This window comes from Bacteroides sp. 51 (assembly GCF_010500965.1).
Taxonomy (GTDB): domain Bacteria; phylum Bacteroidota; class Bacteroidia; order Bacteroidales; family Bacteroidaceae; genus Bacteroides.
This window is the reverse complement of the sequence record NZ_QVMI01000014.1, coordinates 1-25699: the sequence shown is the minus strand read 5'-3', so window position 1 is coordinate 25699 and position 25699 is coordinate 1. Positions and strand designations below refer to the sequence as shown.

Below are 25699 nucleotides of genomic sequence, written 5' to 3'. Positions count from 1 at the left end.
CAACAAAAAAAAGACCAAGCAACAAAAAAGCAGTCAAGATGCCCCTTGTATCTTTCATTACTATCAACTATAACGGGTTTAAAGACACATGTGAATTAATAGACTCGTTACAATCAAAAATAACTTCTGTTACTTTTGAGATTATTGTAGTAGATAATGCCTCATCCAAGAATGAAGCGTTGCTCCTACAAAGAAAGTATCCTGACATCATAACGATACGGAGTATAGATAACTTGGGGTTCTCGGGTGGGAATAACCTGGGAATAAAGAAGGCTGGTGGCAAATACATATTCCTGATCAACAACGATACATACGTCACTGACGACAGGATATCCTATCTGATAGAAAGACTGGAAAGCGATTCGCAAATAGCAGGAGTATCACCCAAGATTAAGTTTGCATTTCCTCCTCAACATATTCAGTTTGCAGGATACACTCCCCTCTCCTCTATCACCTTACGCAACAACCTGATCGGATTTAATGAAGCAGATAGCGAACGCTTCAACGAGCCGATTATCACCCCTTATCTGCACGGAGCAGCAATGATGATTAAGCGGGAAGCGATTAATAAGGTTGGCCTTATGCCGGATATATACTTTTTGTATTATGAGGAACTGGACTGGTCTTCACAAATGACCCGGGCAGGATATACCTTGTGGTACGATCCGGAATGGACGGTATATCATAAAGAGAGTCAAAGCACAGGGCAATTAAGCAAGCTGCGCACATTTTATCTAACACGTAACAGGCTGCTTTATGCCTGGAGAAATTTAAAGGGATCAGACAAGTGGTTATCTATTATATATCAAACAACAATACCTGTTATTAAAAACACTTTATTATATGCTATTAAAGGTCGTTTTGACCTGATCTCTGCAACATTTACAGGTATAAATGCTTTTATTACTTTACCAAACAAAACAATATGAAAATAGGTATTGAAGCCCAACGCATATTTAGAGTAAATAAGCATGGGATGGATTTTGTTGCCTTGGAAACAATCCGGGAGCTACAAAAATTCGACAAGGATAATGAATACTTCATCTTTGTAAGTCCGGGTGAAGACCATTGTTTGGAGGAATCGGACAATATGCATATCATAGAGGTTAAATACCCTTCTTACCCACTGTGGGAACAAGTCGGGCTACCTAATGCCGTAAAACGTATTAAACCCGATTTATTGCATTGTACCAGCAATACGGCCCCAATCAATACTCCTGTACCTTTAGTACTAACCCTACACGACATCATCTTTTTAGAAAAAAGACAATCAAGTAGTAAATCCTGGTACCAGGAAATGGGCTGGCATTACAGAAGGCTGGTAGTACCACGTATTCTACCTAAATGCAAGAAGATCATCACTGTATCGCATTTCGAAAAAGATCGCATCTGCAAAGCTTTACAGTTGCCCGAATCGCAGGTTACAGCCGTATATAACGGATATAACACACATTTCTCTCCGCAGCCTCCACAGCCGGAGATTACAAAGAAGTATATCAATGCAGATGATTACTTATTCTTTCTGGGCAATACCGACCCCAAGAAAAATGCCCCAAGAGTATTGAAAGCGTATAGCCTATACCTTGCAAAGTCGGACTTCAAACGCCCGCTCCTGATAGCCGATTTGAAGGAAGATTTCATTGATGACATTTTGAAACAAGAAAACATAGAAGATATTAAACCTTATCTTAGTTTCCCGGGTTATATATATAATAAAGACTTAGTAGCTTTATACAACGATGCATTTGCTTTTCTTTATCCGTCTTTACGGGAAAGCTTTGGCATCCCACAGTTAGAAGCAATGGCATGTGGTACTCCTATTATTGCAGGAAATACTTCTGCTATGCCGGAAGTTGCCGGTAGCGGTGCTCTGTTGGTCGATCCATATTCCGTAGAAGACATTGCCAATAAGATTCTTTTGCTGGAAAACGATAAAGCACTATACCAACAACAAGTAGACTATGGACTGGAGCGCGTTAAACTCTTTTCATGGAGAAAAAGCGCCGAATCTTTATTAAATATATATAGAGAAGTTATACAAAATCATGGGTAACCCTAAGATTAGCGTCATTATACCTGTATATAATACTGAAGAATACGTTGCGCAAGCCGTAGAAAGTATTATGCAACAAACCTTAGAGGATATTGAAATTATCCTCATAAACGATGGTTCTACAGATCGCAGCCAGGAAATCATGGAGGGATTGGCTCGGGAGGATCATCGAATACAAGTTTATAATCAAGAAAACCAGGGACAATCTGTAGCCAGGAACCACGGGGTAGAATATGCCTCGGGCACATACCTCTACTTCATGGATAGCGACGACCTGTTAGAACCCGATGCGTTAGAAATCTGCTTTAATAAGTGCGAATCTAACAAACTGGACTTTGTATTTTTCGATGCCAGCATTCTCCAGTCTAAAGGACAAATCAACATGGGCCTTAACTATAGCAGAACAGAAGCTACCGACGAACGACAGGTATATACAGGACCGGAGGTTTTAAACATATTGCTATCCCGGCATGTATATAGCGCCTCTCCTTGTCTGAGTGTCATCCGGGCAGATTTCTTTAATAACATTCCATTGGACTTCTATCCGGGAATCATACACGAGGACGAGTTATTTACATTCAAGCTTTATTTATGTGCCGAACGTACGATGGCCATTCACCGTGCCTTCTTTATCAGAAGAATCCGCCAGAACTCTACGATGACGCAAATGTTCCGGTGGAAAAACATGCGTGGTTATCTGACTGTTGCAGAGGAAATTAGAAAACTGCGCAAGGGAGCCAGTAAACAAATCAAGAGGACCATAGATTTCTTCCTTACGCAGATGTTGAATGCAGCCATGTGGAAGGGGCATATGCTATCCAAAACAAAACGCATATACTTATTCCATATTTGCATGACCCAATACAGGAGGTATATTACCACCCGAACTCTTATGACGTTATTGTTTAAATCCTATATACCCATAAAAAGGAATTAAAATGAAAGCCTTATTTCTTATCTTTCATGGTTTCGAAGAATCCAACGGAATCTCCAAAAAGATCCGCTACCAGGTTAGCGCTTTAAAAGAGTGTGGACTGGATGTAAGAACCTGCTATTATGATGTAGACCGGGACGGACATCGCAAATGGATGATTGACGACGATACACTGAAGGATTTCGGAAACGGTTCATGGGCCAAGATCAAGAAAAGGTTTTGTTTCAGCCCTATTGTCGAGTATGCCGCAAAGGAGAAGATAGATTTCATTTACATCCGGTCCTACCATAACGCCAACCCTTTCACTATACATTTCGTAAAGGCTTTAAAGAAGACAGGTGCAAAAGTTGTTATGGAAATCCCTACATATCCATACGACCAGGAGTATATCACTACAAGAATGAAGCTGGACTTGTTTGTCGATAAATGCTTCCGCCACCGGATGGCTAAGACAATGGATGCGATTGTTACATTCTCTAATGCCTCTACCATATTCGGACAACATACCATCCGCATATCCAACGGTATTGACTTCTCTGCTATCCGGATGAAAACAAAAGTAAATGATACTTCTGCCGCCCTTCATTTGATTGGTGTAGCCGAGATTCATTACTGGCATGGCTTCGACCGCCTCATTCAGGGATTAGTCAATTACTATAAAACGGCACGCGATTACAAAGTCTATTTCCATATTGTTGGTAATGCTAGTGGGGAACGGGAAGTGCAGGAGGTTGTCGTCCCCATTAAGGAAAACCAGCTGGAAGAATATGTCATTATGCATGGTGCACAACATGGCGAAAAGCTCGATAGCCTATTTAATGATGCCGATATGGGTATCGGAAGCCTGGGAAGACACCGGAGCCATATCACCCACATTAAGACATTAAAGAACAGGGAGTACGCCGCACGCGGTATTCCTTTCACATATTCCGAAATGGACAGTGATTTTGACACCCGTCCCTATGTATTAAAGATGCCGGCAAATGAAGAACCCATAGATATTGAGAGACTTATTGAGTTTTATCATAGCCGCCAGTGGGTGCCTACTGAGATCAGAGATTCTATCCGGAACCTTTCCTGGAAAGAACAAATGCAAATCGTAATCGACAACACATTCGCCCATGAGTAAGAATATTAAAATAGCTTATTGCTTGCCTTCACTCTATATTCCCGGAGGGATGGAGCGTGTGCTCACCATAAAGGCCAATCATTTGGCCGATGTGTTAGGGTATGAAGTATATATCATCCTGACCGATGAGAAAGACAAGAAACCCTATTACGAGTTGTCGCCTAAAATAAACATTATTCATCTGGACGTCAACTTCAATGAGTTATGGAATCAACCCCTGCATAAAAAGTTTTTTATCTATTTGCGTAAACAACGCGAATATAAGAAGAAACTGACAGCGTGCCTCATGTCTCTACGGCCTGACATTGCCGTGTCTATGCTGCGTAGAGAGATTAACTTCATCAACTCCATTAAAGATGGCAGTATGAAAGTGGGCGAGATACATATTAACAGAGAAAACTTCCGCGAGATGGATGAAGAGGGAAAGAACCCAATCAAAAGATTCATCTCTAAATTCTGGATGTGGCAACTGGTTCGGCAGCTTAAGAAACTATCAAGCTTCGTTGTACTTACCAGGGAAGATGCAGCTAAATGGACAGAATTATCCAACATTAGTGTTATCCATAACCCCCTACCCTTCTTCCCCGACAAATTCTCGACTACAGAGAATAAAGAAGTCATTGCGGTTGGGCGGTATGTCTATCAAAAAGGATTTGATATTCTGATTGACAGCTGGCAACATGTAGCCCAGCGCCATCCGTCATGGAAGCTCCGCATATATGGTGAAGGAGAACGTGAACCCTTACAGGCACAGATTGATAGGCTTGGATTAACAGAAACCTGTATTCTGGAACATGCAGTGCCTAATATTATTGATAAATACTGCGAAAGTTCTATATTTGTATTATCATCGCGTTACGAAGGGTTTGGCATGGTTATTGTAGAAGCCATGTCGTGCGGTGTTCCTCCGGTATCCTTCACTTGCCCCAGTGGTCCGCGTGATATTATAGATGATGGCATCGACGGATTGCTCGTTGAGAATGGCAACGTAGAACAACTTGCAGAAAAAATATCTGCTCTGATAACAGACAATGAGTTACGTAAGAAAATGGGCGAACAAGCCCGGATAGATGTAGAACGCTTTAGAATAGAAAACATTGGTAAGCAATGGGATGCTTTATTCCGGCGCTTAATTACGACAACAAGAAAATAACGACCCGTAACTTCCAGTATAGAAAGGAAAGATGATGTATAAAGTAACCATAGGTATCCCAGTTTACAATGCTGCTCCCTATCTCAGGGAAACCATGTTGTCTGCTTTGGCTCAAACATTCGAAAGCATTGAATTCCTGATCGTCGACGACAAGTCGACCGATAGCTCTATGGAGATCCTTCTGGAAATGCAACGTACACACCCCCGCGGGAAAGACATGCGTATTATTCAGCAGAAACAAAACTTTGGTCCTGCCATAGCCCGGAATACCATTCTGGATGAGACGCAAAGCAAATATCTGTTTCTTCTTGATGGAGATGACTTACTTACCACCGACTGTATAGAGCTTTTATATAAGGCGATTACCGATAGTGATTCGGAGGTTGTTTATGCCTCTTATAAAGAAGAGTGGCGGGGTGATACGGATGAATCTGATAGTCTGCGCACGCTACCTCCCCTTATTTTTGAAGGAGAAGATGAGCTGGCGTTATTTACTTATAAAAGCCTTCGCCAGAGTTTCCGGTATTTTGTTTGGAACGTACTGTACTCAACAGATTTCTTGCGCGAAAATAAAATAAAGTTCGAACTGGTCAGGTATTGGGAAGACTTTGCTTTCTCTTTCGACCTGATACCTCATGTCCGCAAAGCCATATTCCTCCCCGACATCACTTATATATATGTTAAGCATACGGGGTCTGTTTCCCAATATTATAAAAGAAAGAAGATTCCTCGCGAAGAGATAACCGAGCATATCAAGATCCGGAAACTGTGCAAAGAGAAATGTACGATGTACAGGGATAAACCGTATTTTGATGTACGCGTAACTCAAACAGTTATTATGTGCATAGATACGGTAGCCGTTATTCTCGATAAAAAGAACATGTATGACTTTAAGATGCCCGACAAGGAGTTAAAGGAGTTGCTCAAGCATCCGCTATCTTTAAAGGAGATCTTAAAGTTCAGGCGATACAGGACGCTGAACGTACTGTTGTATTGGTTTGGAAATATGCCCTACACGATAAATAAGTTTTCGCTTCGCGTATATTTCCAACTGATAACGAAATACAGAGAGTGGAGAAATAAGAAATAAAATCTAACCAACGATTAAACATTGTAATCCCAATCGTTAAATCGTAAATCGTCAAATCGTAAATATATGAAGTGGTATTCAAAGTATCTGCAAGTCTATGAGAAGCCTCTGAGCGAGGTTCCGCAAGAGATTATTGATGAAGTACGCGAGAAAATACAGAAGCTGCAAAGTGACAAACCTTTGGTTACTGTATCGCTCATTGGATATAACGAAGAAAAGCACCTTCTTGCCTCTCTTTGGTCGCTAAGCGAAATGCAGTGCAAATATCCGGTCGAAATTATAGGGGTTAACAATGACTCCAAAGACCGCACCGAAGAGATATTCCAGCTTACCGGCGTACCTTACTACAATGAGTATCAGCATAGTTGCGGGTATGCCCGCCGTTGTGGATTGAACCATGCGCGTGGGAAATACCATATTAATATTGACTCCGATACCATGTATCCACCCAAGTATGTAGAGATTCTGGTCGATGCCATGGAAAAGCCGGGATATGTAGCGGCAACTTCGTTGTGGAGTTATATCCCCGATAAGGACCACTCATGGTTGGGGCTGAAGTTCTACGAATTTGCCCGCGATACCCAACTGTTTCTGCAATCTTTCAAACGGCCGGAATTGAGTGTCCGCGGATTGGTATTTGCTTACCGGGCCGATTTAGCCAAAGAGATCGGTATCCGTGTAGACATCATCCGGGGCGAAGATGGTTCGCTGGCTTTGGGACTGAAAAAGCATGGTAAGATAGCCTTCATCCGGAATCGTAAAGCACGGGCTGTAACCGGATATGGAACCGTAGGAGCCGATGGCTCATTATTCAACAGCTTTAAAGTCCGCTTACTTAAAGGGCTCAGAAACATTGGCGGGTTGTTCACTAAAAAGGAGAAGTACGAAGACGAAGATTCAAACTTAATTAATAAGAAGAAATGACAACGACGACAGTCCTGATTATACTTTTCTGGGTCAGCCTTTTCATTGTGTTCTATACTTATCTGGGTTATGGGATACTTCTATACATCATGGTAAAGGTTAAAGAGGCGTTCCGGAAACCCATCAAGCGTAGCCTGCCGAAGGATGAAGACCTGCCCGAGGTTACTTTGTTTATCACTGCTTATAATGAAGAGTTGGTGGTAGACGAAAAGATGCAGAACAGCATAGAGCTTGATTATCCTGCTGATAAACTGCATATTGTCTGGGTTACCGACGGTAGCAATGATGGAACCAACGACCGTTTAAAAACCCGTTGGCCACAAGCCACCGTACATTTCGACCCTGCGCGTCAGGGAAAAACAGCGGCCATGAACCGGGGAATGCGTCTGGTCAGCACACCGCTGGTTGTCTTTACGGATGCCAATACGATGGTAAACAAAGAGGCAATCCGCGAAATTGTTCTTTCTTTCACTAACCCTAGAGTGGGATGTGTGGCAGGCGAAAAGAGAATCGCCGTGCAAACGAAAGATGGAGCAGCGGCAGGCGGCGAAGGTATTTATTGGAAATACGAATCGACATTAAAGAATCTGGATGCCCGACTGTATTCTGCCGTAGGAGCAGCCGGTGAGCTTTTTGCCGTTCGCAAGGAATTATTCGAAGAGATGGAAACAGACACGCTATTGGACGATTTCATCCTATCTCTGCGCATGACGATGAAAGGATATATCATTGATTACTGTTCCAACGCCTATGCCGTAGAGAGCGGATCGGCCGATATGCAGGAAGAGGAAAAACGTAAAGTACGTATTGCCGCCGGAGGGCTGCAATCCATCTGGCGTCTCCGCCCGCTGCTTAATATCTTCCGTTACGGTATATTGAGTTTCCAGTATGTATCGCATCGTGTGTTGCGTTGGTCAATCACCCCTATCCTATTGTTTTTATTGCTTCCGCTCAATATTGCGATTCTACTGATGGGAGCATCGCCGGTAATATATGGTACGCTGCTCGTTATGCAGATTCTGTTTTATATTCTGGGACTATGGGGGTACTACCTCTCTACCAAACAAATTAAAAACAAATTCCTGTTCATTCCTTACTACTTCCTGTTTATGAACGTGAATGTATTTAAAGGCATGAACTACCTACGCAAGCGTAAAGGAAACAAAACCGGAGCCTGGGAAAAGGCCAAAAGAGCATGAGGGGATTTACGATTTAACTATTTACGATTTACGATTTACGATTGAAGTAACTTCTTTTATTCTTGTCTGATGAAAGAATATAACTTAGTTACTTCAATCGTAAATCGTAAATAGTTAAATAGTAAATAAACGAGTAATTCCAATCGTAAATCGTAAATAATTAAATCGTAAATAAACAAGTAATTTCAATCGTAAATCGTAAATAGTTAAATCGTAAATGAAAAAGGTTTTAATCATTCTTACCATCATTCTGGGATTTTTTACTTTACTTGCAGCAGTAGCAGGCAATGTATCGCCCGATACTTCATCTATCATGACATTCCTGGTATTGATACTTCCCTTTCTGCTTGTACTTAATATCATTGCTGCAATTTATTGGACCATCCGCTTCCGCTATTGGGTGTGGATACCTGTAGTGGCCATTATTGCCAACTGTACATACATCAGCAGCATGATACAAAACCCATTCCGGGAAAGAGCGATACCTAAAACAGAAGAAACATTAAAAGTAGCATCCTACAACGTGGGACGGTTCGGCAAAGACACGAGTGGCTTCAACACCCGCCGCATCGCTTTCGCTATGGCCGAAGAACAGGTCGATGTACTCTGCTTCCAGGAGTTTACGGAATACGTGGAACTACCGATCGACAGCCTGAGCAGCATACTGAGCATATGGCCCTATTCCGTTATTCCCAAAGCCGAAGATGGAACCGAAATCCTGCCGCTTGCCGTATACAGCCGCTACCCTATTGTTGATAGCGGACTGATTACCTTTCCATATACTCCCAATAGCAGTATGTGGTTCGATATCCGTGTAAATGATAAAACGCTGCGTATCTTCAATAATCACCTGCAAACGACAAGTGTAAACCAAAGCGGAGGGCGATTGCAAACCGGCGTGTTCCTATATTCCGTAAATGATATCGTGCGTGCCCGTCAGGCGGAAACGATCAGCGCGCTGATCAAAGAAAGTCCATACCCGGTGATTGTAGCCGGTGACTTCAACTCTCCTCCTTCTTCCTATACTTACCGTACAATGAAGGGTGATCTGAAAGATGGTTTCCGCGCTGCCGGACATGGCTTCGGATATACGTATCGCTACTTCAAACGCACCTTGCGCATTGATTATATATTCTACTCGCCATCGCTCGTGGCTATCGACTACTATTCGCCCGATTGGGATTATGGCAGCGATCACAACCCTGTAATGTTGGAGATAGAGATTTAAGACCTCTATTCAGAAGGTTTTTTCCCGAAAAAAGTATCACAAGTGTCACTGTGTATGATAACCTGCTAATATACAGCATGGTAATACCAGTGACACTTCTCTCATAAGTCACATACTAATGTCATAAGTCACACAACGCGAAAATAAACGTTCTAAACAGAAGAAATAAATCGCTCTATCTTCTTCATCCAAGTGGCGCTTTATCGCATTATCATTGGAGTTTGCTGCATAAGAAAGTAGCATCCGCATCCTGACACCCGGGTGTCAGAGCCTTTCACACCCGGGTGTCAAGGGTGCTGACACCCGGGTGTAAACCCACCCGACACCCGGGTGTCGGAAGCATTAACATGATTGCATTTTAACATCGGGCAAATGCATATGAAAGTTAGAGCCACAGTTTTCAACATAAAAAGCCACTTCCCCGGAAGAAAGCGGCTTTTAGTTTAATTATACCTTAGCAATGATTATTTCACTGCTTCAATCATCACCATACGGTTCAGATAATCTTTTCCGAATTTGTCAATACCACCTGCAGCTTCTGTCGAAACGATTCTGCTACGAGCAATACCATACTTCTGAACCAATACATCTACAACGGCTTCAGCACGTTTCAGGCTCACTTTCTTGTTTACCTCAGCGCTTCCTGTAGCCGAATCAGCATAACCGGTCAACTTCAGTTTCAGTTCCGGATAATCTTTCAACTGATCTACCATGAAACCAAGGTTGATGATTTCCTGTGGAGAAACAACAGCCGATCCCAGGTTAAAGAAGATAGCATGTGAAGCAACAGCAGGTGTGTCATTCACTTCTTTCACTACAACAGTTTCCTTCGGAGCAGCAGCCAACCGGTTCTTCAAATCCTGAACTTCACCGTTAAGGTCGTTCATCTTATTACGCATACCTCTCAGTTCGGCTTCGCTGATCAGTTGAGGAGGACATGCTTTAGATTTCTTGAATCCGCGGTTTTTGAAATAGTAAGTTACACCTACAGTAGCTGCAATCACACCATCAAAATCTTTTTCTCCACCCAGTTCAGCATCAAACTTATTCTGAGCCATCATGCCACTAAGTTCCAGATTAACATCAAGAACCGGCGATACTCTGAATTTGTTGATGATACCTGCGTTAACAGCAAGACCTTGAGTTTTTTCCACTCCCGAATAGGAATGAGTGAAACCAGCTCCCAAATAAGGGATTACTTCATACACACGGTTAGGATTGTACCCACCGAAAAGAGCATTGAGGTTGAACATAACATCACCATGAAGATTCATGTAGTGGAATTTCTGGTCATAGTAACCCGATGCATCAGGACGACCTGTAGCGTAGCTACCAAATCCTTTTCTTGCACCTTTAGCTTCGAAACCGCTATATTGCAAGCGTAGTCCTAAACCAGGAGTAAACCATTTACCTACACCTACATTAAAAGTCGGGCTGATACGATCGCCAAGACCATAATGAGCGTCATTGTTACCAATCAACATTTCGGCTCCTACACCACCCGAAATAAACCAATTGTCCCAAAACTTGTTTGTCAGTACTTCATGTTTGTTTTCACAACTTGAATTTGTGTCTTGTGCCATAGTCACACCACTTAGACCAGCGATTGCCAGCAGCAATAAAATCTTTTTCATTCTTAATGTTGTTTATTTTGTTTGTTATTATTAAGAAAAGGTTAAAATTAACCTTCCCAAAACGGGACAAAGGTAGTTATTTTCTTAGAATGAACAAGAGATTACGGTTATTTTCAGTCTGCTTTCATATAGAGAGAATCTATCAGCAGGCTCATAAAAACCAGCAAAAAGGCGATAGAAAGCCAGATTGACGTATGTAATTGATTGCACAAAAAGAGGACAACCTACACGAAAATAGTTGAGGCGAGCTAAATAAACTAACCCGCCTCAAACGATATATTATACTCTTCTGTATATCAATAAACAGTAACCTTATCGGCAATACGTTTCGCTTTATTGCGCAAAGCATCCATATCGGCACCCAATGGCGCATAACATAATACAACTCCCATACGACGATTGACGCGGGTAGTGGGTTTACCAAAAATACGTAGATAGGTATCTTCTTCTTTCAGCACTTCTTCCGTACCTTTATAATGTGGTGGTTCCTGGCTGGCGATTTGCGATAGAATTACCGCACTAACCCCTGCCCTTTCGAGTTTAATTCCCGGAATAGGCAGTCCCAGGATAGCACGCAGATGAAGTTCAAACTCATTCAGGTTCTGAGTTCCCGCCAGCGTAACCATTCCGGTATCGTGCGGACGGGGAGAAAGTTCGGAGAAATAAACCCCGTTTTTATGACTCAGGAAGAATTCAACTCCCCAAATTCCCGCACCGGTAAGTGCCTCAGTCACCTTTGCCGCCATATCCTGTGCTTCCTGCAAATGAGCCGGATCAATCTGTACGGGCTGGAAACTTTCACGATAATCGCCCCCTTTTTGTATATGCCCGATAGGCGGACAGAATAACGTCGGACCCTCTTTCTGGGTAACAGTAAGCAGTGTTATTTCCGAATCGAACTGAATAAATTCTTCAATAATAAGCTCACGGATATCGCCACGGCTACCACTACATCCGTAATCCCATGCATGTTGCAGTTCATCGGCACTTTTTACTAATGACTGCCCTTTACCGGAAGAAGACATTAATGGTTTCACCACACAAGGGAAACCGATCTTTCCGGCAGCTTCCTTCAGCTCCTCGAACGATTTGGCATAGAAGTATTTAGCCGTTTTAAGTCCCAGCTCCTTTGCAGCCAAGTCGCGGATTGCCTTTCTATTCATTGTATAGTTTACAGCGCGCGCACTGGGCACAACCGTAATACCTTCTTTTTCAAAGTCATACAAACGTTCCGTGCGTATGGCTTCGATCTCAGGTACAATCAGGTCGGGATTATACTTTTTTACAATGCGCTCCAACTCATCGCCATTAAGCATGTCAATAACCACATACTCATCGGCAACCTTCATTGCCGGAGCACCTGCATAAGAATCACAAGCTATGACGTATTGCCCCTTGCGCTGGGCAGAAATAACAAACTCTTTTCCTAATTCGCCCGAACCGAGCAAAAGTATCTTTTTCATTTACTATTATTTATTATTTTATTTTACATAAAGAACCTGGCTTCGGCGCCTCGTCGCTTATTGGTGTTGCTCGCGCAACAAATCATTCACCGTTTTCACCGGATTAAAAGTGGAAAGAGGAACTTCTACAAATACGGTATTCCAGTTGCTCATAGCTCCATTCCATAATCCGGGGAGCTCAAGCGCTTTCAGATCTTGTCCGTTTTTGGACTTATAGGATATAAATCCGGTTTCTTTATCGACATAACGGTTGAGGTCGAATTTATGCCCTTTGTAGTCGCGTACGGCACAAACCAAATCAACAGGATTGAAGTGAGTACCTTTCTCGAACATCTCCTTCTTAGACGGGTCGGACATATCAATTTGCGAACTTTCAAGGATCTGTAGTGAGATCGTTCCGTCAGAGTTATATGCCAGGAATGGTCCCCCACCCGGTTCGCCCACGTTCTTCACCATACCGCAAACACGCATCGGACGATTGAGTTTGTTTCTCAGATAAAGCACCAGTTCGGCATCTTCCAGATTCTTGGTTTCAGGATTCTTGCAGAACAATTTCTTTTGCAGGAATTGAAGGATTTCAATAACCTGTTCCTGAGTATAGGTTCCACTATCCAACAAATCAAGGTACTCAAATGCCTGTTTTTGCAATTTCACCAATACACCAGCGATTAGTTTCTTATAAAGTACAGTATCATCTTTTAATCTGTCGGGAACTACATTATCTATATTCTTAATAAAGATAATATCAGCATCCAGATCATTCAGGTTCTCGATAAGAGCACCATGACCACCGGGACGGAACAGCAGTTTGCCATTATCGCGGAAAGGCCGGTTCTCCATATCGGCAGCAATAGTATCTGTACTTGGTTTCTGCTCAGAGAATGTTACATTATAGTCTACATTATACGCCGTAGCAAATGCACTTATCTTTTGCTCTAACAATAAACGGAACAGATCGCGATGCTCGGCAGAGACTGTGAAATGAATATTACTCTTTCCACTCTTTCCGGTAGCATATAAAGCTCCCTCTACCAAATGCTCTTCCATTGGAGTGCGGGGACCCGATTCATATTTATGGAATTTAAGCAAGCCCTTAGGCAAAGAACCATAATTTAATCCGGCCTTATCCAATAAAGCAGAAACAACAGCCTTGTACGCGCCATCGGCAATCAGACCCGGAATATCCTTTCCCGAGATCTCCCGACATGCCGCATTCAGATCGTCATAGAATGCAAACTTTGTTATATTATTAAAGAAGGTTTGTTCGAAAGCAGTAGTCGGTGTGTCAGAATCGCCACCCAGAAACTCGAACAAATCTTTAAACATACGACTGGCAGCACCCGAAGCCGGGACAAATTTCACAATCGTTTTATAGGTTTGGGTATAAGCAGCCCAAGCAGACAGATACTCTTCCTGTTCCTCGGCCGTAGGATGTAATATTCCCTTTTCAATAGATGCAGCGGCATCCAACTTTAAGAAAGGGAATCCTGTCTGAAAACTTCTTAACTGCTCTTCTATCTGTGCTTCCGAAATACCTTTCCCGGCAAGCAACGCTTTGTCTTGAGGTGTCAACATCGTATGATAAGATTATTAATGATGCCCAAAAATACAAAATTCGATTAACTTCTGGTTATTAACTAAACAAAAAAAACTACTTTTACATTCAATAATGAAAAGAGACCCGTATTATTATGGAACGTGCAGTATTTTTCACTGAAAAAGAAAAAAAGGAACTATTTACACTATATAAAAAGCTCATCAAATCGTCCGGCGACAGCATACGCAAAACCGAGATTCGTAAGCTAAAAGAATACCTAAGCCAGGCCGTCCAAAGCAACAATCTTAAACGCAATAGTTTCGGAATGAATCCCATTATCAGGGATATGGAAACTGCTGTTGTTGTATGCGACGAGATGGGAGTTAAAGGCGCCTGCCTGACAGGTGTAATGTTGCATGAGATTGTTAAGAACGAGATCATCAGCATCGAAACCGTTAAATCCGAATTTGGCGAAGATGTAGCCAATATCATCCGCGGATTGGTAAAGACCAACGAATTGTATTCGAAAAGCCCTGCCATTGAATCGGAAAACTTCCGCAATCTATTGCTTTCATTTGCCGAAGATATGCGCGTTATTCTGATTATGATTGCCGACCGTGTAAACATTATGCGGCAGATCAAGGATTCGAAGAACAATGACGACCGCATCCGCGTAGCCAACGAAGCAGCCTATTTATATGCACCACTGGCACACAAGCTCGGTCTATACAAAATAAAATCGGAGCTGGAAGACTTATCCCTGAAATATACACAGAAAGAAACGTATTATTTCATTAAAGATAAGCTGAATGAAACCAAAGCGTCGCGCGATAAATACATCGCGGCATTCATTGCTCCGATCGAAAAAAAGCTGAAAGAAGGTGGATTGAAGTTTGACATCAAAGGCAGAACAAAGTCTATACACTCCATCTGGAATAAAATACAAAAACAGAAAACCCCGTTTGAAAGCATTTACGACCTGTTTGCCATACGCGTCATTCTGGATTCGCCACAAGAGAAAGAAAAGCAGGAGTGCTGGCAAGCCTACTCTATTGTAACCGACATGTACCAGCCTAATCCTAAACGCCTGCGCGACTGGCTGTCCATTCCCAAAAGCAATGGATACGAATCACTGCACACCACCGTTATGGGTCCCGAAGGCAAATGGGTAGAGGTACAGATCCGTACACAACGTATGGATGAAATTGCAGAACGGGGACTGGCAGCACATTGGCGCTATAAAGGCGTCAAAGGTGAAAGCGGATTGGATGAATGGCTGACATCGGTGCGGGAGGCACTTGAGCATACGGACAGTGATTCCATGAAGGTGATGGACCAATTCAAAATGGACCTGTACGAGGATGAGGTTTTCGTTTTCACTCCGAAAGGCGACCTGTTCAAATTGGCTAAAGGCGCAACTATACTCGACTTTGCCTTTCATATTCACACCAAACTAGGCAGTAAGTGTATTGGGGCCAAAGTCAACGGCAAAAACGTACAACTAAAGTACAAGCTAAACAGCGGCGACCAGGTAGAAATCATGACGTCGAATAATCAGACGCCTAAACAAGACTGGTTGAATATTGTAACCACTTCCAAAGCTCGCACAAAGATACGTCAGGCACTAAAAGAAATAACAGCACGCCAGCACGATTTTGCAAAAGAGACATTGGAGAGGAAGTTCAAAAACCGCAAGATGGAATATGATGAAGCAATAATGGCACGCCTCATCAAAAGACTCGGATTCAAGAATGTAACCGAGTTCTACCAGAAAATTGCCGACGAGACACTCGATGTCAATGATATACTCGATAAATATATAGAACAACAAAAGCGAGACAGTGATTCCCATGACGAAATCACTTACCGTAGTGCAGAAGGCTATAACCTTCAAACACCAATTGATGAAATCACCAGCAAAGAAGATGTTCTAGTCATAGACCAAAACCTGAAAGGTCTTGAGTTTAAACTCGCAAGGTGCTGTAGCCCAATCTATGGAGATGAAGTTTTTGGATTTGTCACGGTGTCAGGAGGAATTAAAATACACCGCACAGACTGTCCGAATGCCGCACAAATGCAGGAAAGATTCGGATATCGTATCGTAAAAGCCCGGTGGGCTGGTAAATCGCAAGGTACGCAGTACCCGATTACATTACGTGTAGTAGGCCATGACGACATCGGTATCGTGACCAATATCACCTCTATTATTTCTAAAGAGAATGATATCACGCTACGCTCTATCAGTATCGACTCAAATGACGGTTTGTTTTCGGGCATGCTAACCGTTATGCTTGGAGATACCGGAAGGCTTGCAGCATTAATCAAAAAACTAAAAGCCGTAAAAGGCGTAAAACAAGTAAGCAGAAATTGAGCGGCGAGGCGCCGCAGCCAGGATTCGATGCCGTATGATAATCTAAAATAATATGGGTAAACCTTTCAATATAAAAGACCGACTGAAAAGCTTTGTATATGCCGGAAAAGGGATATATACCCTGATCTGTAGCGAACACAATGCATGGATACATTGTGCTGCGATCGTATTGGTTACCATCGCCGGTTTCTATTTTAATATTACCAAAGGAGAATGGATAGCCATTGTATTCTGTTATGGGCTGGTGTTGGCAGCAGAAGCATTTAATACAGCTATAGAAAAGCTGGTCGATCTGGTTTCTCCGGAAAGAAACCCATTAGCCGGTAAAGTAAAAGATCTGGCTGCCGGAGCCGTATTAATTTGTGCCATAGCCGCAGCAATTATCGGGGCAATTATTTTTGTGCCCTACTTTTTTAATTGAGAATTGAGAATTGAGAATTAAAAATTACTGTTATGACACACTAAATTCTCAATTCTCAATTCTCAATTCTCAATTTAATAACTATCTTTACGCTCCGTATTAACGGTATCAAAAAATATACAACGATATGGAAAACAGAAGTCTAGTAACCATTGTCGATTATTCAAGAGAAAAGATTCTTTATATGATCGAAATGGCGAAGCAGTTTGAAAAGATCCCCAATCGTAAGCTGCTGGAAGATAAAGTCATTGCTACTTTATTCTTTGAACCCTCTACCCGCACCCGCCTTAGTTTTGAAACTGCTGCTAACAGACTCGGCGCAAATGTGATTGGATTTACAGATCCCAAAGTCACCAGTTCCTCTAAAGGAGAAACACTCAAAGACACCATCATCATGGTAAGCAGTTATGCAGATGTCATTGTTATGAGACATTATCTGGAAGGAGCTGCAAGGTATGCCAGCGAGGTTGCGCCTGTACCCATCGTCAACGCCGGGGATGGAGCAAACCAGCATCCTTCGCAAACCATGCTCGACCTCTATTCTATCTACAAAACACAGGGTACGTTAGAGAATCTGAATATCCATCTGGTTGGTGACCTGAAGTACGGCCGAACAGTACATTCATTATTAATGGCCATGCGCCACTTCAATCCAACGTTTCACTTTATTGCTCCCGAGGAACTAAAAATGCCCGAGGAATACAAACTCTATTGTAAGCAACAGGGAATAAAATATGTGGAACACACTGATTTCTCGGAAGAAACGATTGCAGATGCCGATATACTGTATATGACACGGGTTCAGAAAGAACGCTTCACAGATTTGATGGAATACGAACGGGTAAAGAACATCTATATTCTACGTAATAAAATGCTGGAGAATACACGTCCGAACTTGCGTATCCTTCACCCACTGCCCCGTGTTAATGAAATTGCTTATGATGTAGATGATAATCCTAAAGCATATTATTTCCAACAAGCACAAAACGGATTATATGCCCGTGAAGCTATCCTTTGCGATGTATTAGGAATCACATTGGATGAAGTGATAAAGGATAATAGTAATTTCAATCGTAAATCGTAAATTGTCTAATCGTAAATTAGAATTATGGACGAAAACAAACAAGAATTACAGGTAGCCGCACTAAAAAATGGCACTGTGATCGATCATATACCTTCCGACAAGTTATTTACTGTTGTAACTCTGTTAGGATTGGAGAATATGGAAAGCAATATCACCATTGGTTTCAATCTGGAAAGCAAGAAACTCGGTAAAAAAGGAATCATAAAAATAGCCGATAAATTCTTCTGCGACGAAGAGATCAATCGCATTGCAGTTGTTGCGCCAAGTGTAAAACTGAATCTTATTCGCGACTATAAAGTGGTTGAAAAGAAAAGAGTGCAACTATCAGATGACTTGAAAGGAATCATCAGATGCGCCAACCCGAAGTGCATAACAAATAATGAGCCAATGAATACGCTATTCCACGTTATCGACAAAGAGAGTTGTGTCATCAAATGCCATTATTGCGAGAAAGAACAACGAAGGGAAGAAATAGTAATTATATAGTAGTAAGAAGTCAGTAGTTAGTAGCCAGGTTTAATCAGAGCAATGCTACACAGCTTCTAACTACTTACTACTTACTTCTAGCTTCTAGCTTCTAACTACTAATATGAAACAAGACTGGAAACCCGGAACCATGATATACCCACTACCCGCCGTTTTGGTTAGTTGCGGTAGCCATGAGGAAGAATACAATATCGTCACAGTAGCATGGACAGGAACCGTATGCACCAATCCACCCATGTGCTACATTTCCGTACGTCCGGAAAGACACTCGCACGCTATTATTAAAAAGAACATGGAGTTTGTGATCAACCTGACTACAAAAGATATGGCTTTTGCTACAGACTGGTGTGGCGTACGTTCCGGCAAGGATCACAATAAGTTCGGGGAAATGAAACTCACCCCGGGAAAATGTACGATAGTAAGTGCCCCGCTGATTGAGGAATCTCCTTTATGCATTGAATGCCGGGTAAAAGAGATCATTTCTTTGGGTTCCCATGATATGTTTATCGCAGATGTGGTCAATGTGCGTGCCGAAGAAAATCATTTAAACAAAGAAACCGGAAAACTGGAACTGGCAGAAGCCAATCCGTTGGTTTATGTACATGGTAATTATTTCGACCTGGGCGAGAAGATTGGTAAGTTTGGCTGGTCGGTAGAAAAGAAGAAAAATACAAAGTAATCATCATGAAACGAATCCTCTCATTATTTATATTGTCTTTGTTCGTCTTCCCCACTTTTGCGCAGCTTCGGAAACAAGAAGCGGTGGAAAGAATATTGAAACCGAATAATAAGGCATTCAACTTCGGAGTAAGAGTTGGATTCAATTCTTCTATGTATCTGGTATCCGACTTTAAAATTAAAGACGTTACGATTGACGATATACAGAATAACTATAGGATTGGAGGCTTTGTAGCTTTATTCGGACGCTTTAATATCAGCAGGCATTATATACAACCCGAAATATCTTATCAAATAAGCCGAAGTGAAATCTCTTTCGACAAACTCGGTTCTCAACACCCGGCGATAGAACCTGATTATGCATCTATCCATGCTAAAATCCACAGCATTGAATTCCCTGTTCTCTATGGATTCAATATTATAAAAAAAGGACCCTATGCCATGTCTGTTTTTGCCGGGCCAAAAGCTAAATTCCTTTGGAAACAGAAAAATGAAATCACTTTTGAGAATTTCGAGCAGAAAGATATGGAAGAAGAACTATATCCATTGTGCTTAAGTGGTGTTCTTGGTGTAGGAGTAAACGTGTCAAGGATCTTTTTTGATTTCCGTTATGAACAGGGGTTAACCAATATTTCCAAGACCGTGACATACGAAAATATGCCAAGTACAAAAGATGACTCAAATAACATCATCTTTCGGCGCAGAGAAGCCATACTAAGCTTTTCCCTGGGAGTCATGTTCTAAGCGGGCGGCAAGGTGCCGCTGCCAGGTTTCCATGCGGGTGGTAAGGTGCCGATGCCAGGTTTTAATACAGATAATTATTATATCAATTTAGCACAATTACCAATCTTTTTCTATAAATTTGTACGCTTAAATAAAGAATCTCGAATAATCACTTATTATCCAATATTAGAATGAAAAGAGACGATTTAATTTTCGATATTATCGAAAAAGAGCATCAACGCCAGCTCAAAGGTATCGAGCTGATTGCATCAGAAAACTTTGTGAGTGATCAGGTTATGCAGGCTATGGGTTCCTGGTTAACCAATAAATATGCCGAAGGGTATCCGGGGAAACGTTATTATGGCGGCTGCGAAGTTGTAGACCAAAGCGAACAACTGGCTATCGACCGTTTGAAAGAAATCTTCGGAGCCGAATGGGCAAACGTTCAACCACACTCAGGAGCACAAGCTAACGCTGCTGTATTCCTTGCTGTGATGAACCCCGGAGATAAATTTATGGGATTAAACCTGGCACATGGTGGTCACCTTTCTCATGGTTCTTTGGTAAATACATCGGGCATTATCTATACTCCTTGCGAATATAATGTAAAACAAGATACCGGACGTGTTGATTACGACCAAATGGAAGAGGTTGCACTACGCGAAAAGCCTAAAATGATTATTGGTGGTGGCTCGGCATACTCTCGTGAATGGGATTACAAACGCATGCGTGAAATCGCAGACAAGATAGGCGCTATCCTATTGATCGACATGGCTCACCCCGCCGGTCTTATTGCAGCCGGACTTTTGGAAAACCCTGTTAAGTATGCGCACATCGTAACTTCAACTACACACAAAACCCTTCGCGGACCACGCGGTGGTGTAATCATGATAGGTAAAGACTTCCCTAACCCATGGGGAAAAACAACTCCAAAGGGTGAAGTAAAAATGATGTCTCAATTGCTTGACTCGGCCGTATTCCCTGGCATTCAAGGTGGTCCTTTGGAACATGTGATTGCTGCTAAAGCTGTTTCGTTCTACGAATGTATGCAGCCCGAATATGTAGAATACCAGAAGCAGGTAAAGAAAAATGCAGCTGCGCTTGCGCAAGCCTTGATCGATCGCGGATTTGATATCGTATCCGGAGGTACCGATAATCACTCCATGCTGGTAGACCTGCGTAATAAATATCCTGAACTGACTGGTAAAGTAACCGAAAAAGCATTGGTTGCGGCAGATATTACCGTAAACAAAAATATGGTTCCATTCGATAGCCGCTCAGCTTTCCAAACTTCGGGTATCCGTTTGGGTACTCCGGCAATTACTACGCGCGGAGCTAAAGAAGACCTTATGCTGGAAATTGCAGAAATGATCGAAACCGTACTTTCTAATGTAGATAACGAAGAAGTTATTGCTAAAGTACGTCAACGCGTAAACGAAACGATGAAGAAATATCCATTGTTCGCATATTAAAAATCTATTATAATAAAACGCCCGGGCATTCTAGGAATGTCCGGGCGTTTTTATTTAATTCGTTACGGATTCTGTTATTTATAAGTCAAGCGAATATTCATCCGCTATTTCCAGTAAAGCTTTAGTAAATTGATCGGGACAGGAAGTAATACGTGATCCACAACGTATTCCACCCAAACGGGCAACGACTTCTGAGATTTTCATTCCCTTAACCAGCCTGGATATACCTTGCAAATTACCATTACAACCATTCCAAAACGCAACCTCCTTGATTGTATCACCTTCAAGTTCCAGTTCTATGTGTGTACTACAAGTGCCCTGCGTTTTATAGGTGTATCTGATAATTCGTTGGTCTTTCTCTACCATTTCGCTACAAACATTACTCCTCATCAACAGGCTTCATATTTGTATATACGTTCTGAACGTCTTCATCATCTTCCAGCTTTTCTACCATCTTTTCGATAGTGGCACGTTGTTCTTCGTTCAGTTCTTTTTCATCTGTTGGAATACGGGTAAATTCTGAACTCTTAATTTCGAAACCATTTTCTTCCAGGTATTTCTGGATAGCGTTGAATGACTGGAATTCAGCATATATCGTAATTTCTCCGTCTTCCTCGTCGTAGTCCTCATCTACCCCATAGTCGATCAGTTCAAGAATCAGGTCTTCAACAGCCATATCATCTTTCTTACCAATGGTAAATACCGATTTATGATTGAATATAAAGTCCAGACTGCCTGAAGTTCCCAATGAACCTCCAAACTTTGTAAATACGCTACGCACGTTTGCCACTGTACGTGTTGTATTATCTGTTGCAGTTTCTACAAGAATAGCAATACCAAAAGGGCCATATCCTTCGTAAACCATTTCCTTGTAATCCTTCTGGTCTTTACCCATTGCATTCTTGATGGCACGCTCAATATTGTCTTTCGGCATATTTTCGCGCTTAGCAGTAGCAATGATAGCTCTCAAATGAGGATTATTTTCAGGATCAGGACCACCCGCTTTTACTGCAATAGCAATTTGTTTACCTACCCGGGTAAATACGCGAGCCATATTACCCCATCTCTTCATCTTGGTAGCTTTTCTATATTCAAACGCTCTTCCCATTATTTTAAATCTTTATTTTATTATCTAAGTTTTGCACCTAATTTCTCTTCGAGGTTCTTCACCAGCCTGGACATGATTTTATCAATCACTTTATCCGTCAACGTCTGGCTTTCGTCCTGAAGCATAAAGCTTACTGCATATGATTTCTTACCGGCTTCCATATTTTTGCCTTCGTACACATCGAACAATGACACCTCGCGAAGAAGTTTCTTTTCGGTATCGTAGGCAATCTTTTCGATTTCGGCAAACTGGATATTCTTGTCAAGCAGCAATGCCAGGTCGCGTTTCACGGCCGGGAACTTGGACAACTCCTGGTATTTGATCTTCACCGAACGGATAGCTTTCATCAGTTCTTTCCAGTTCAGATCGGCAAAATATACTTCGTTATCTATATCAAAAGCTTTTTGTATTTTTCCGGATACCATGCCAAACACAGCCAATTTCTTTCCACCACGAGTATGAACGGAAAGAGCGGCCGAGAATATATCATCCGTAAGATTGCCAACAACCAGATTGCGCAGGTCAAGTCCCAAGCGGATAAAGATATTTTCAACATACGATTTCAGCTCATACACAGAAGAGTTCTCGTCGGCATGCGCCCACGAATTAGCCACTCGCTTACCAGTCACCCATATTCCCAGATGGTATTCTTCTGAGTATGCGGCAAGTGGTTTTTCGCCACCTTTTTTGTCTTTGTCAAAGTAATAGCAATTACCGAATTCGAAGAATTTCAAATCGGCATGCTTGCGGTTTGCATTACGGGCAATACTTTCCAACCCACCGAAAAGCAAGGTTTGACGCATAACATTCAGGTCATTGCTCAAGGGGTTCAATAACATTACCGATTTCTCGGCCGGATATACTTCCAAGCCATCATAGTATGCACCGCGTGTCAGTGAATTGTTCATGATCTCATTAAAGCCACAACCTACAAGTTGTTCGGAGATCAGGTTTTGCAACTTATATGATTTGTCTTCTTCACCTTTTGTTGTGAGGCTCGAGTTTAAATCTGTGGGTATTTCCACATTATTATATCCATAGATACGGAGAATGTCTTCAATAACATCCACATCACGTTGTACATCCACGCGATAAGGAGGGATAGATAGGACGATACCATCATTTGTTTCTTCCGTGATCTTCATTTCCAGACTGGCTACAATGTTTTTGATTGTTTCTGCCGGGATATGTTTTCCAATCAACAAATTTACCTTTTGATATGATAGATTTACTGTAAAATCTTTGATTGGGTTATCGTATATATCTTTAATGTCCGAAGAAATAGTACCACCGGCAATTTCTTTCACCATCATGGCGGCCAGTTTCAGGCAGTAAATCGTTGCATTCGGATCAACACCTCTTTCAAAACGGAAAGAGGCATCTGTATTCAACCCATGACGGCGGGCTGTTTTACGCACCCAGGTAGGATGGAAGTATGCGCTTTCAATAAATACATTTCTGGTTTCTTCGGTCGCACCCGAATCCAATCCGCCAAACACGCCGGCAATACACATCGGGGCTTCTTTGCTACAAATCATCAGGTCGCGATCGGACAACTTACGTTCCACACCATCCAGCGTAACAAACGGAGTCCCTTCCGGCAGGGTTTCTACAATAACAACGTTATCAGAAATCTTATCTGCATCGAAACAGTGCAAAGGTTGCCCAAATGCATGAAGAATATAGTTTGTGATATCTACCACATTGTTTATCGGACGCAGACCGATAATGCGTAGTTTATCTTGCAACCAATCCGGACTTTCCTTCACCGTCACACCCTTTACTGAAACGCCGGCATAACGCGGACAGGCTTCTTTATTCTCAACAATCACGTTAATATCCAGATCATGATTATCTATTATAAAACCATCTGTTGAAGGTTTGCTCAATGATGTCTTGTATCCGTTCTGTACGAGATATGCATATAAATCACGGGCAACGCCATAGTGCGAACTACCATCTGCACGGTTTGGGGTAATATCGACCTCAAGCAGATAATCGCTTTTGACATTATAATAATCTTTGGCCAGTGTTCCGGGTACAGCATCGGTAGGTAAAACGATAATTCCTTCGTGACTGGTACCGATACCGATTTCATCTTCTGCACAAATCATGCCCAATGATTCTACACCTCTGATTTTTGATTTTTTAATCGTAAAACTCTCTTCCCCGCTATAAAGAATTGTACCTACGGTAGCTACTACCACTTTTTGTCCGGCAGCAACATTTGCCGCTCCACATACAATCTGTGTTGGTTCTCCACTGCCCAGATTTACGGTAGTGATGTGTAAATGATCGGAATTCGGATGGTCTTCGCAAGTCAATACTTCGCCAATAACCAGTCCTTCCAATCCGCCTTTCACGGTTTGCACTTCCTCTACACCACCGGTTTCCAGACCAATCGAGGTCAGGGCAGCAGCCACTTCGTCAGGGGTAAGGCTGAAATCAACATACTCCTTCAGCCAGTTATACGAGATATTCATATATAATGTATTTATTGTTTTCCAAAAAATGACTCGCAAAGGTAATAAGTTTTTTTGGTTGCAGCAAGGTGCCGCATGGAAACTTAAAGAGTATATGCATCACTTTATTGAAGGGCAGACTGAAGTAGGAAAGGTCGTTGTCATCCTAGTGAAATGGAATCAATCCGAAAATCAGGTTGAATTGTTAAATTTCTATAGTCTTTATTGAAGGGGTAGCGTATAACGGATTGGAAATGTGTAAAACGGATTGGAAAGGAATGTATTTATTGCTCCCACCACCCCACCCTTTGGGCACCCCTCCTCTAGGCAGGCAGCCGGCGAGGCGCCGGACCCAGATTCACGATGCCGCAGGAACTCTCCTCCTGTAGAGGAGGAGTACCCCGTAGGGGGGAGGTGGTGGGAGCGATTAAACAAAACCATTTCAATCATAACCCTTCAAAGAACCTCCTCAGACTACACCTTTCCTTTTCTTCCGGCGTTATCCACCCTTGGCTATCGTAATAGTCATATAATGTATTTACCTTATCTA

At 42.2% G+C, this 25699-nt stretch carries 22 protein-coding genes; 16 read left to right on the top strand and 6 right to left on the bottom strand.

The genetic code is table 11. The features are described 5' to 3' along the window. The first annotated feature begins 38 nt into the window (after positions 1 to 38). From D0T87_RS11785 to D0T87_RS11745, 9 genes are all read left to right on the top strand, one after another. Positions 39 to 929, top strand: coding sequence for a glycosyltransferase family 2 protein (locus D0T87_RS11785; RefSeq protein WP_163175333.1), 891 nt, complete (start codon positions 39 to 41; stop codon positions 927 to 929). After that, complete coding sequence (locus D0T87_RS11780) at positions 926 to 2053, top strand: glycosyltransferase family 1 protein (RefSeq protein ID WP_163175332.1); 1128 nt, start codon at positions 926 to 928, stop codon at positions 2051 to 2053. Before D0T87_RS11785 ends, D0T87_RS11780 begins: the two co-directional genes overlap by 4 nt. Next, the gene (locus D0T87_RS11775) at positions 2046 to 2990 is read left to right on the top strand and encodes a glycosyltransferase (RefSeq protein WP_163175331.1); all 945 of its coding nucleotides are present in this window, start codon (positions 2046 to 2048) and stop codon (positions 2988 to 2990) included. The genes D0T87_RS11780 and D0T87_RS11775 overlap by 8 nt, the downstream gene beginning before the upstream one ends. 1 nt (position 2991) lies before the next feature. Then, complete coding sequence (locus tag D0T87_RS11770) at positions 2992 to 4116, top strand: glycosyltransferase (protein ID WP_163175330.1); 1125 nt, start codon at positions 2992 to 2994, stop codon at positions 4114 to 4116. After that, positions 4109 to 5269, top strand: coding sequence for a glycosyltransferase family 4 protein (locus D0T87_RS11765; protein WP_163175329.1), 1161 nt, complete (start codon positions 4109 to 4111; stop codon positions 5267 to 5269). The genes D0T87_RS11770 and D0T87_RS11765 overlap by 8 nt, the downstream gene beginning before the upstream one ends. 31 nt (positions 5270 to 5300) lie before the next feature. Further along, positions 5301 to 6359, top strand: a complete 1059-nt coding sequence (locus D0T87_RS11760) for a glycosyltransferase family A protein (protein WP_163175328.1) — start codon at positions 5301 to 5303, stop codon at positions 6357 to 6359. 66 nt (positions 6360 to 6425) lie between these two features. Further along, the gene (locus D0T87_RS11755; RefSeq protein ID WP_163175327.1) at positions 6426 to 7283 is read left to right on the top strand and encodes a glycosyltransferase family 2 protein; all 858 of its coding nucleotides are present in this window, start codon (positions 6426 to 6428) and stop codon (positions 7281 to 7283) included. Then, entirely contained in the window at positions 7280 to 8482 is a 1203-nt protein-coding gene (locus D0T87_RS11750) for a glycosyltransferase family 2 protein (protein ID WP_163175326.1), read from the top strand. The genes D0T87_RS11755 and D0T87_RS11750 overlap by 4 nt, the downstream gene beginning before the upstream one ends. Positions 8483 to 8699: 217 nt before the next feature. Beyond that, entirely contained in the window at positions 8700 to 9710 is a 1011-nt protein-coding gene (locus D0T87_RS11745) for an endonuclease/exonuclease/phosphatase family protein (protein ID WP_163175325.1), read from the top strand. A gap of 464 nt (positions 9711 to 10174) precedes the next feature. Here D0T87_RS11745 and D0T87_RS11740 read toward each other — a convergent pair whose 3' ends face one another. From D0T87_RS11740 to D0T87_RS11730, 3 genes are all read right to left on the bottom strand, one after another. Continuing rightward, positions 10175 to 11344 carry an OmpA family protein gene (locus D0T87_RS11740; RefSeq protein WP_163175324.1) on the bottom strand — a complete coding sequence of 390 codons (1170 nt, stop codon included), beginning with the start codon at positions 11342 to 11344 and terminating at the stop codon, positions 10175 to 10177. Between the two features lie 296 nt (positions 11345 to 11640). Further along, positions 11641 to 12807 carry a formate-dependent phosphoribosylglycinamide formyltransferase gene (gene purT / locus D0T87_RS11735; RefSeq protein ID WP_163175323.1) on the bottom strand — a complete coding sequence of 389 codons (1167 nt, stop codon included), beginning with the start codon at positions 12805 to 12807 and terminating at the stop codon, positions 11641 to 11643. Between the two features lie 57 nt (positions 12808 to 12864). Then, positions 12865 to 14382, bottom strand: a complete 1518-nt coding sequence (locus tag D0T87_RS11730) for a DUF4301 family protein (protein ID WP_163175322.1) — start codon at positions 14380 to 14382, stop codon at positions 12865 to 12867. 116 nt (positions 14383 to 14498) lie between these two features. On the opposite strand from D0T87_RS11730, the gene D0T87_RS11725 reads away from it, so the two are divergent. From D0T87_RS11725 to glyA, 7 genes are all read left to right on the top strand, one after another. After that, positions 14499 to 16715 carry a bifunctional (p)ppGpp synthetase/guanosine-3',5'-bis(diphosphate) 3'-pyrophosphohydrolase gene (locus tag D0T87_RS11725; RefSeq protein ID WP_163175321.1) on the top strand — a complete coding sequence of 739 codons (2217 nt, stop codon included), beginning with the start codon at positions 14499 to 14501 and terminating at the stop codon, positions 16713 to 16715. A 52-nt stretch (positions 16716 to 16767) separates the two neighbouring features. Then, positions 16768 to 17136, top strand: a complete 369-nt coding sequence (locus tag D0T87_RS11720; RefSeq protein WP_163175320.1) for a diacylglycerol kinase family protein — start codon at positions 16768 to 16770, stop codon at positions 17134 to 17136. 127 nt (positions 17137 to 17263) lie between these two features. Then, positions 17264 to 18220, top strand: coding sequence for an aspartate carbamoyltransferase (gene pyrB, locus D0T87_RS11715; protein WP_163175319.1), 957 nt, complete (start codon positions 17264 to 17266; stop codon positions 18218 to 18220). A 24-nt stretch (positions 18221 to 18244) separates the two neighbouring features. Further along, positions 18245 to 18706: an aspartate carbamoyltransferase regulatory subunit gene (pyrI, locus tag D0T87_RS11710; RefSeq protein ID WP_163175318.1), complete on the top strand. Its 462-nt coding sequence runs from the start codon at positions 18245 to 18247 to the stop codon at positions 18704 to 18706. A gap of 103 nt (positions 18707 to 18809) precedes the next feature. Next, the gene (locus tag D0T87_RS11705) at positions 18810 to 19385 is read left to right on the top strand and encodes a flavin reductase family protein (protein ID WP_163175317.1); all 576 of its coding nucleotides are present in this window, start codon (positions 18810 to 18812) and stop codon (positions 19383 to 19385) included. A gap of 5 nt (positions 19386 to 19390) precedes the next feature. Next, a complete protein-coding gene (locus D0T87_RS11700) occupies positions 19391 to 20128 on the top strand; it encodes a porin family protein (protein ID WP_163175316.1) in 738 nt (245 codons plus the stop codon). Between the two features lie 170 nt (positions 20129 to 20298). Beyond that, entirely contained in the window at positions 20299 to 21579 is a 1281-nt protein-coding gene (gene glyA / locus D0T87_RS11695; protein ID WP_163175315.1) for a serine hydroxymethyltransferase, read from the top strand. A 78-nt stretch (positions 21580 to 21657) separates the two neighbouring features. Here glyA and D0T87_RS11690 read toward each other — a convergent pair whose 3' ends face one another. The 3 genes from D0T87_RS11690 to pheT are packed head-to-tail and all read right to left on the bottom strand — an operon-like array spanning position 21658 to position 25170. After that, positions 21658 to 21921, bottom strand: coding sequence for a TIGR03905 family TSCPD domain-containing protein (locus D0T87_RS11690; RefSeq protein ID WP_163175390.1), 264 nt, complete (start codon positions 21919 to 21921; stop codon positions 21658 to 21660). Between the two features lie 37 nt (positions 21922 to 21958). Then, complete coding sequence (locus tag D0T87_RS11685; RefSeq protein WP_163175314.1) at positions 21959 to 22687, bottom strand: YebC/PmpR family DNA-binding transcriptional regulator; 729 nt, start codon at positions 22685 to 22687, stop codon at positions 21959 to 21961. A 20-nt stretch (positions 22688 to 22707) separates the two neighbouring features. Next, the gene (gene pheT, locus D0T87_RS11680) at positions 22708 to 25170 is read right to left on the bottom strand and encodes a phenylalanine--tRNA ligase subunit beta (protein ID WP_163175313.1); all 2463 of its coding nucleotides are present in this window, start codon (positions 25168 to 25170) and stop codon (positions 22708 to 22710) included. Between the last annotated feature and the right edge of the window lie 529 nt (positions 25171 to 25699).

Excerpts from the sequence above, each read along its gene's own strand:
- D0T87_RS11785 (WP_163175333.1), top strand. The coding sequence starts at position 39 with ATGCCCCTTGTATCTTTCATTACTATCAACTATAACGGGTTTAAAGAC.
- D0T87_RS11780 (WP_163175332.1), top strand. The coding sequence starts at position 926 with ATGAAAATAGGTATTGAAGCCCAACGCATATTTAGAGTAAATAAGCAT.
- D0T87_RS11775 (WP_163175331.1), top strand. The coding sequence starts at position 2,046 with ATGGGTAACCCTAAGATTAGCGTCATTATACCTGTATATAATACTGAA.
- D0T87_RS11770 (WP_163175330.1), top strand. The coding sequence starts at position 2,992 with ATGAAAGCCTTATTTCTTATCTTTCATGGTTTCGAAGAATCCAACGGA.
- D0T87_RS11765 (WP_163175329.1), top strand. The coding sequence starts at position 4,109 with ATGAGTAAGAATATTAAAATAGCTTATTGCTTGCCTTCACTCTATATT.
- D0T87_RS11760 (WP_163175328.1), top strand. The coding sequence starts at position 5,301 with ATGATGTATAAAGTAACCATAGGTATCCCAGTTTACAATGCTGCTCCC.
- D0T87_RS11755 (WP_163175327.1), top strand. The coding sequence starts at position 6,426 with ATGAAGTGGTATTCAAAGTATCTGCAAGTCTATGAGAAGCCTCTGAGC.
- D0T87_RS11750 (WP_163175326.1), top strand. The coding sequence starts at position 7,280 with ATGACAACGACGACAGTCCTGATTATACTTTTCTGGGTCAGCCTTTTC.
- D0T87_RS11745 (WP_163175325.1), top strand. The coding sequence starts at position 8,700 with ATGAAAAAGGTTTTAATCATTCTTACCATCATTCTGGGATTTTTTACT.
- D0T87_RS11740 (WP_163175324.1), bottom strand. The coding sequence starts at position 11,344 with ATGAAAAAGATTTTATTGCTGCTGGCAATCGCTGGTCTAAGTGGTGTG.
- purT (WP_163175323.1), bottom strand. The coding sequence starts at position 12,807 with ATGAAAAAGATACTTTTGCTCGGTTCGGGCGAATTAGGAAAAGAGTTT.
- D0T87_RS11730 (WP_163175322.1), bottom strand. The coding sequence starts at position 14,382 with ATGTTGACACCTCAAGACAAAGCGTTGCTTGCCGGGAAAGGTATTTCG.
- D0T87_RS11725 (WP_163175321.1), top strand. The coding sequence starts at position 14,499 with ATGGAACGTGCAGTATTTTTCACTGAAAAAGAAAAAAAGGAACTATTT.
- D0T87_RS11720 (WP_163175320.1), top strand. The coding sequence starts at position 16,768 with ATGGGTAAACCTTTCAATATAAAAGACCGACTGAAAAGCTTTGTATAT.
- pyrB (WP_163175319.1), top strand. The coding sequence starts at position 17,264 with ATGGAAAACAGAAGTCTAGTAACCATTGTCGATTATTCAAGAGAAAAG.
- pyrI (WP_163175318.1), top strand. The coding sequence starts at position 18,245 with ATGGACGAAAACAAACAAGAATTACAGGTAGCCGCACTAAAAAATGGC.
- D0T87_RS11705 (WP_163175317.1), top strand. The coding sequence starts at position 18,810 with ATGAAACAAGACTGGAAACCCGGAACCATGATATACCCACTACCCGCC.
- D0T87_RS11700 (WP_163175316.1), top strand. The coding sequence starts at position 19,391 with ATGAAACGAATCCTCTCATTATTTATATTGTCTTTGTTCGTCTTCCCC.
- glyA (WP_163175315.1), top strand. The coding sequence starts at position 20,299 with ATGAAAAGAGACGATTTAATTTTCGATATTATCGAAAAAGAGCATCAA.
- D0T87_RS11685 (WP_163175314.1), bottom strand. The coding sequence starts at position 22,687 with ATGGGAAGAGCGTTTGAATATAGAAAAGCTACCAAGATGAAGAGATGG.
- pheT (WP_163175313.1), bottom strand. The coding sequence starts at position 25,170 with ATGAATATCTCGTATAACTGGCTGAAGGAGTATGTTGATTTCAGCCTT.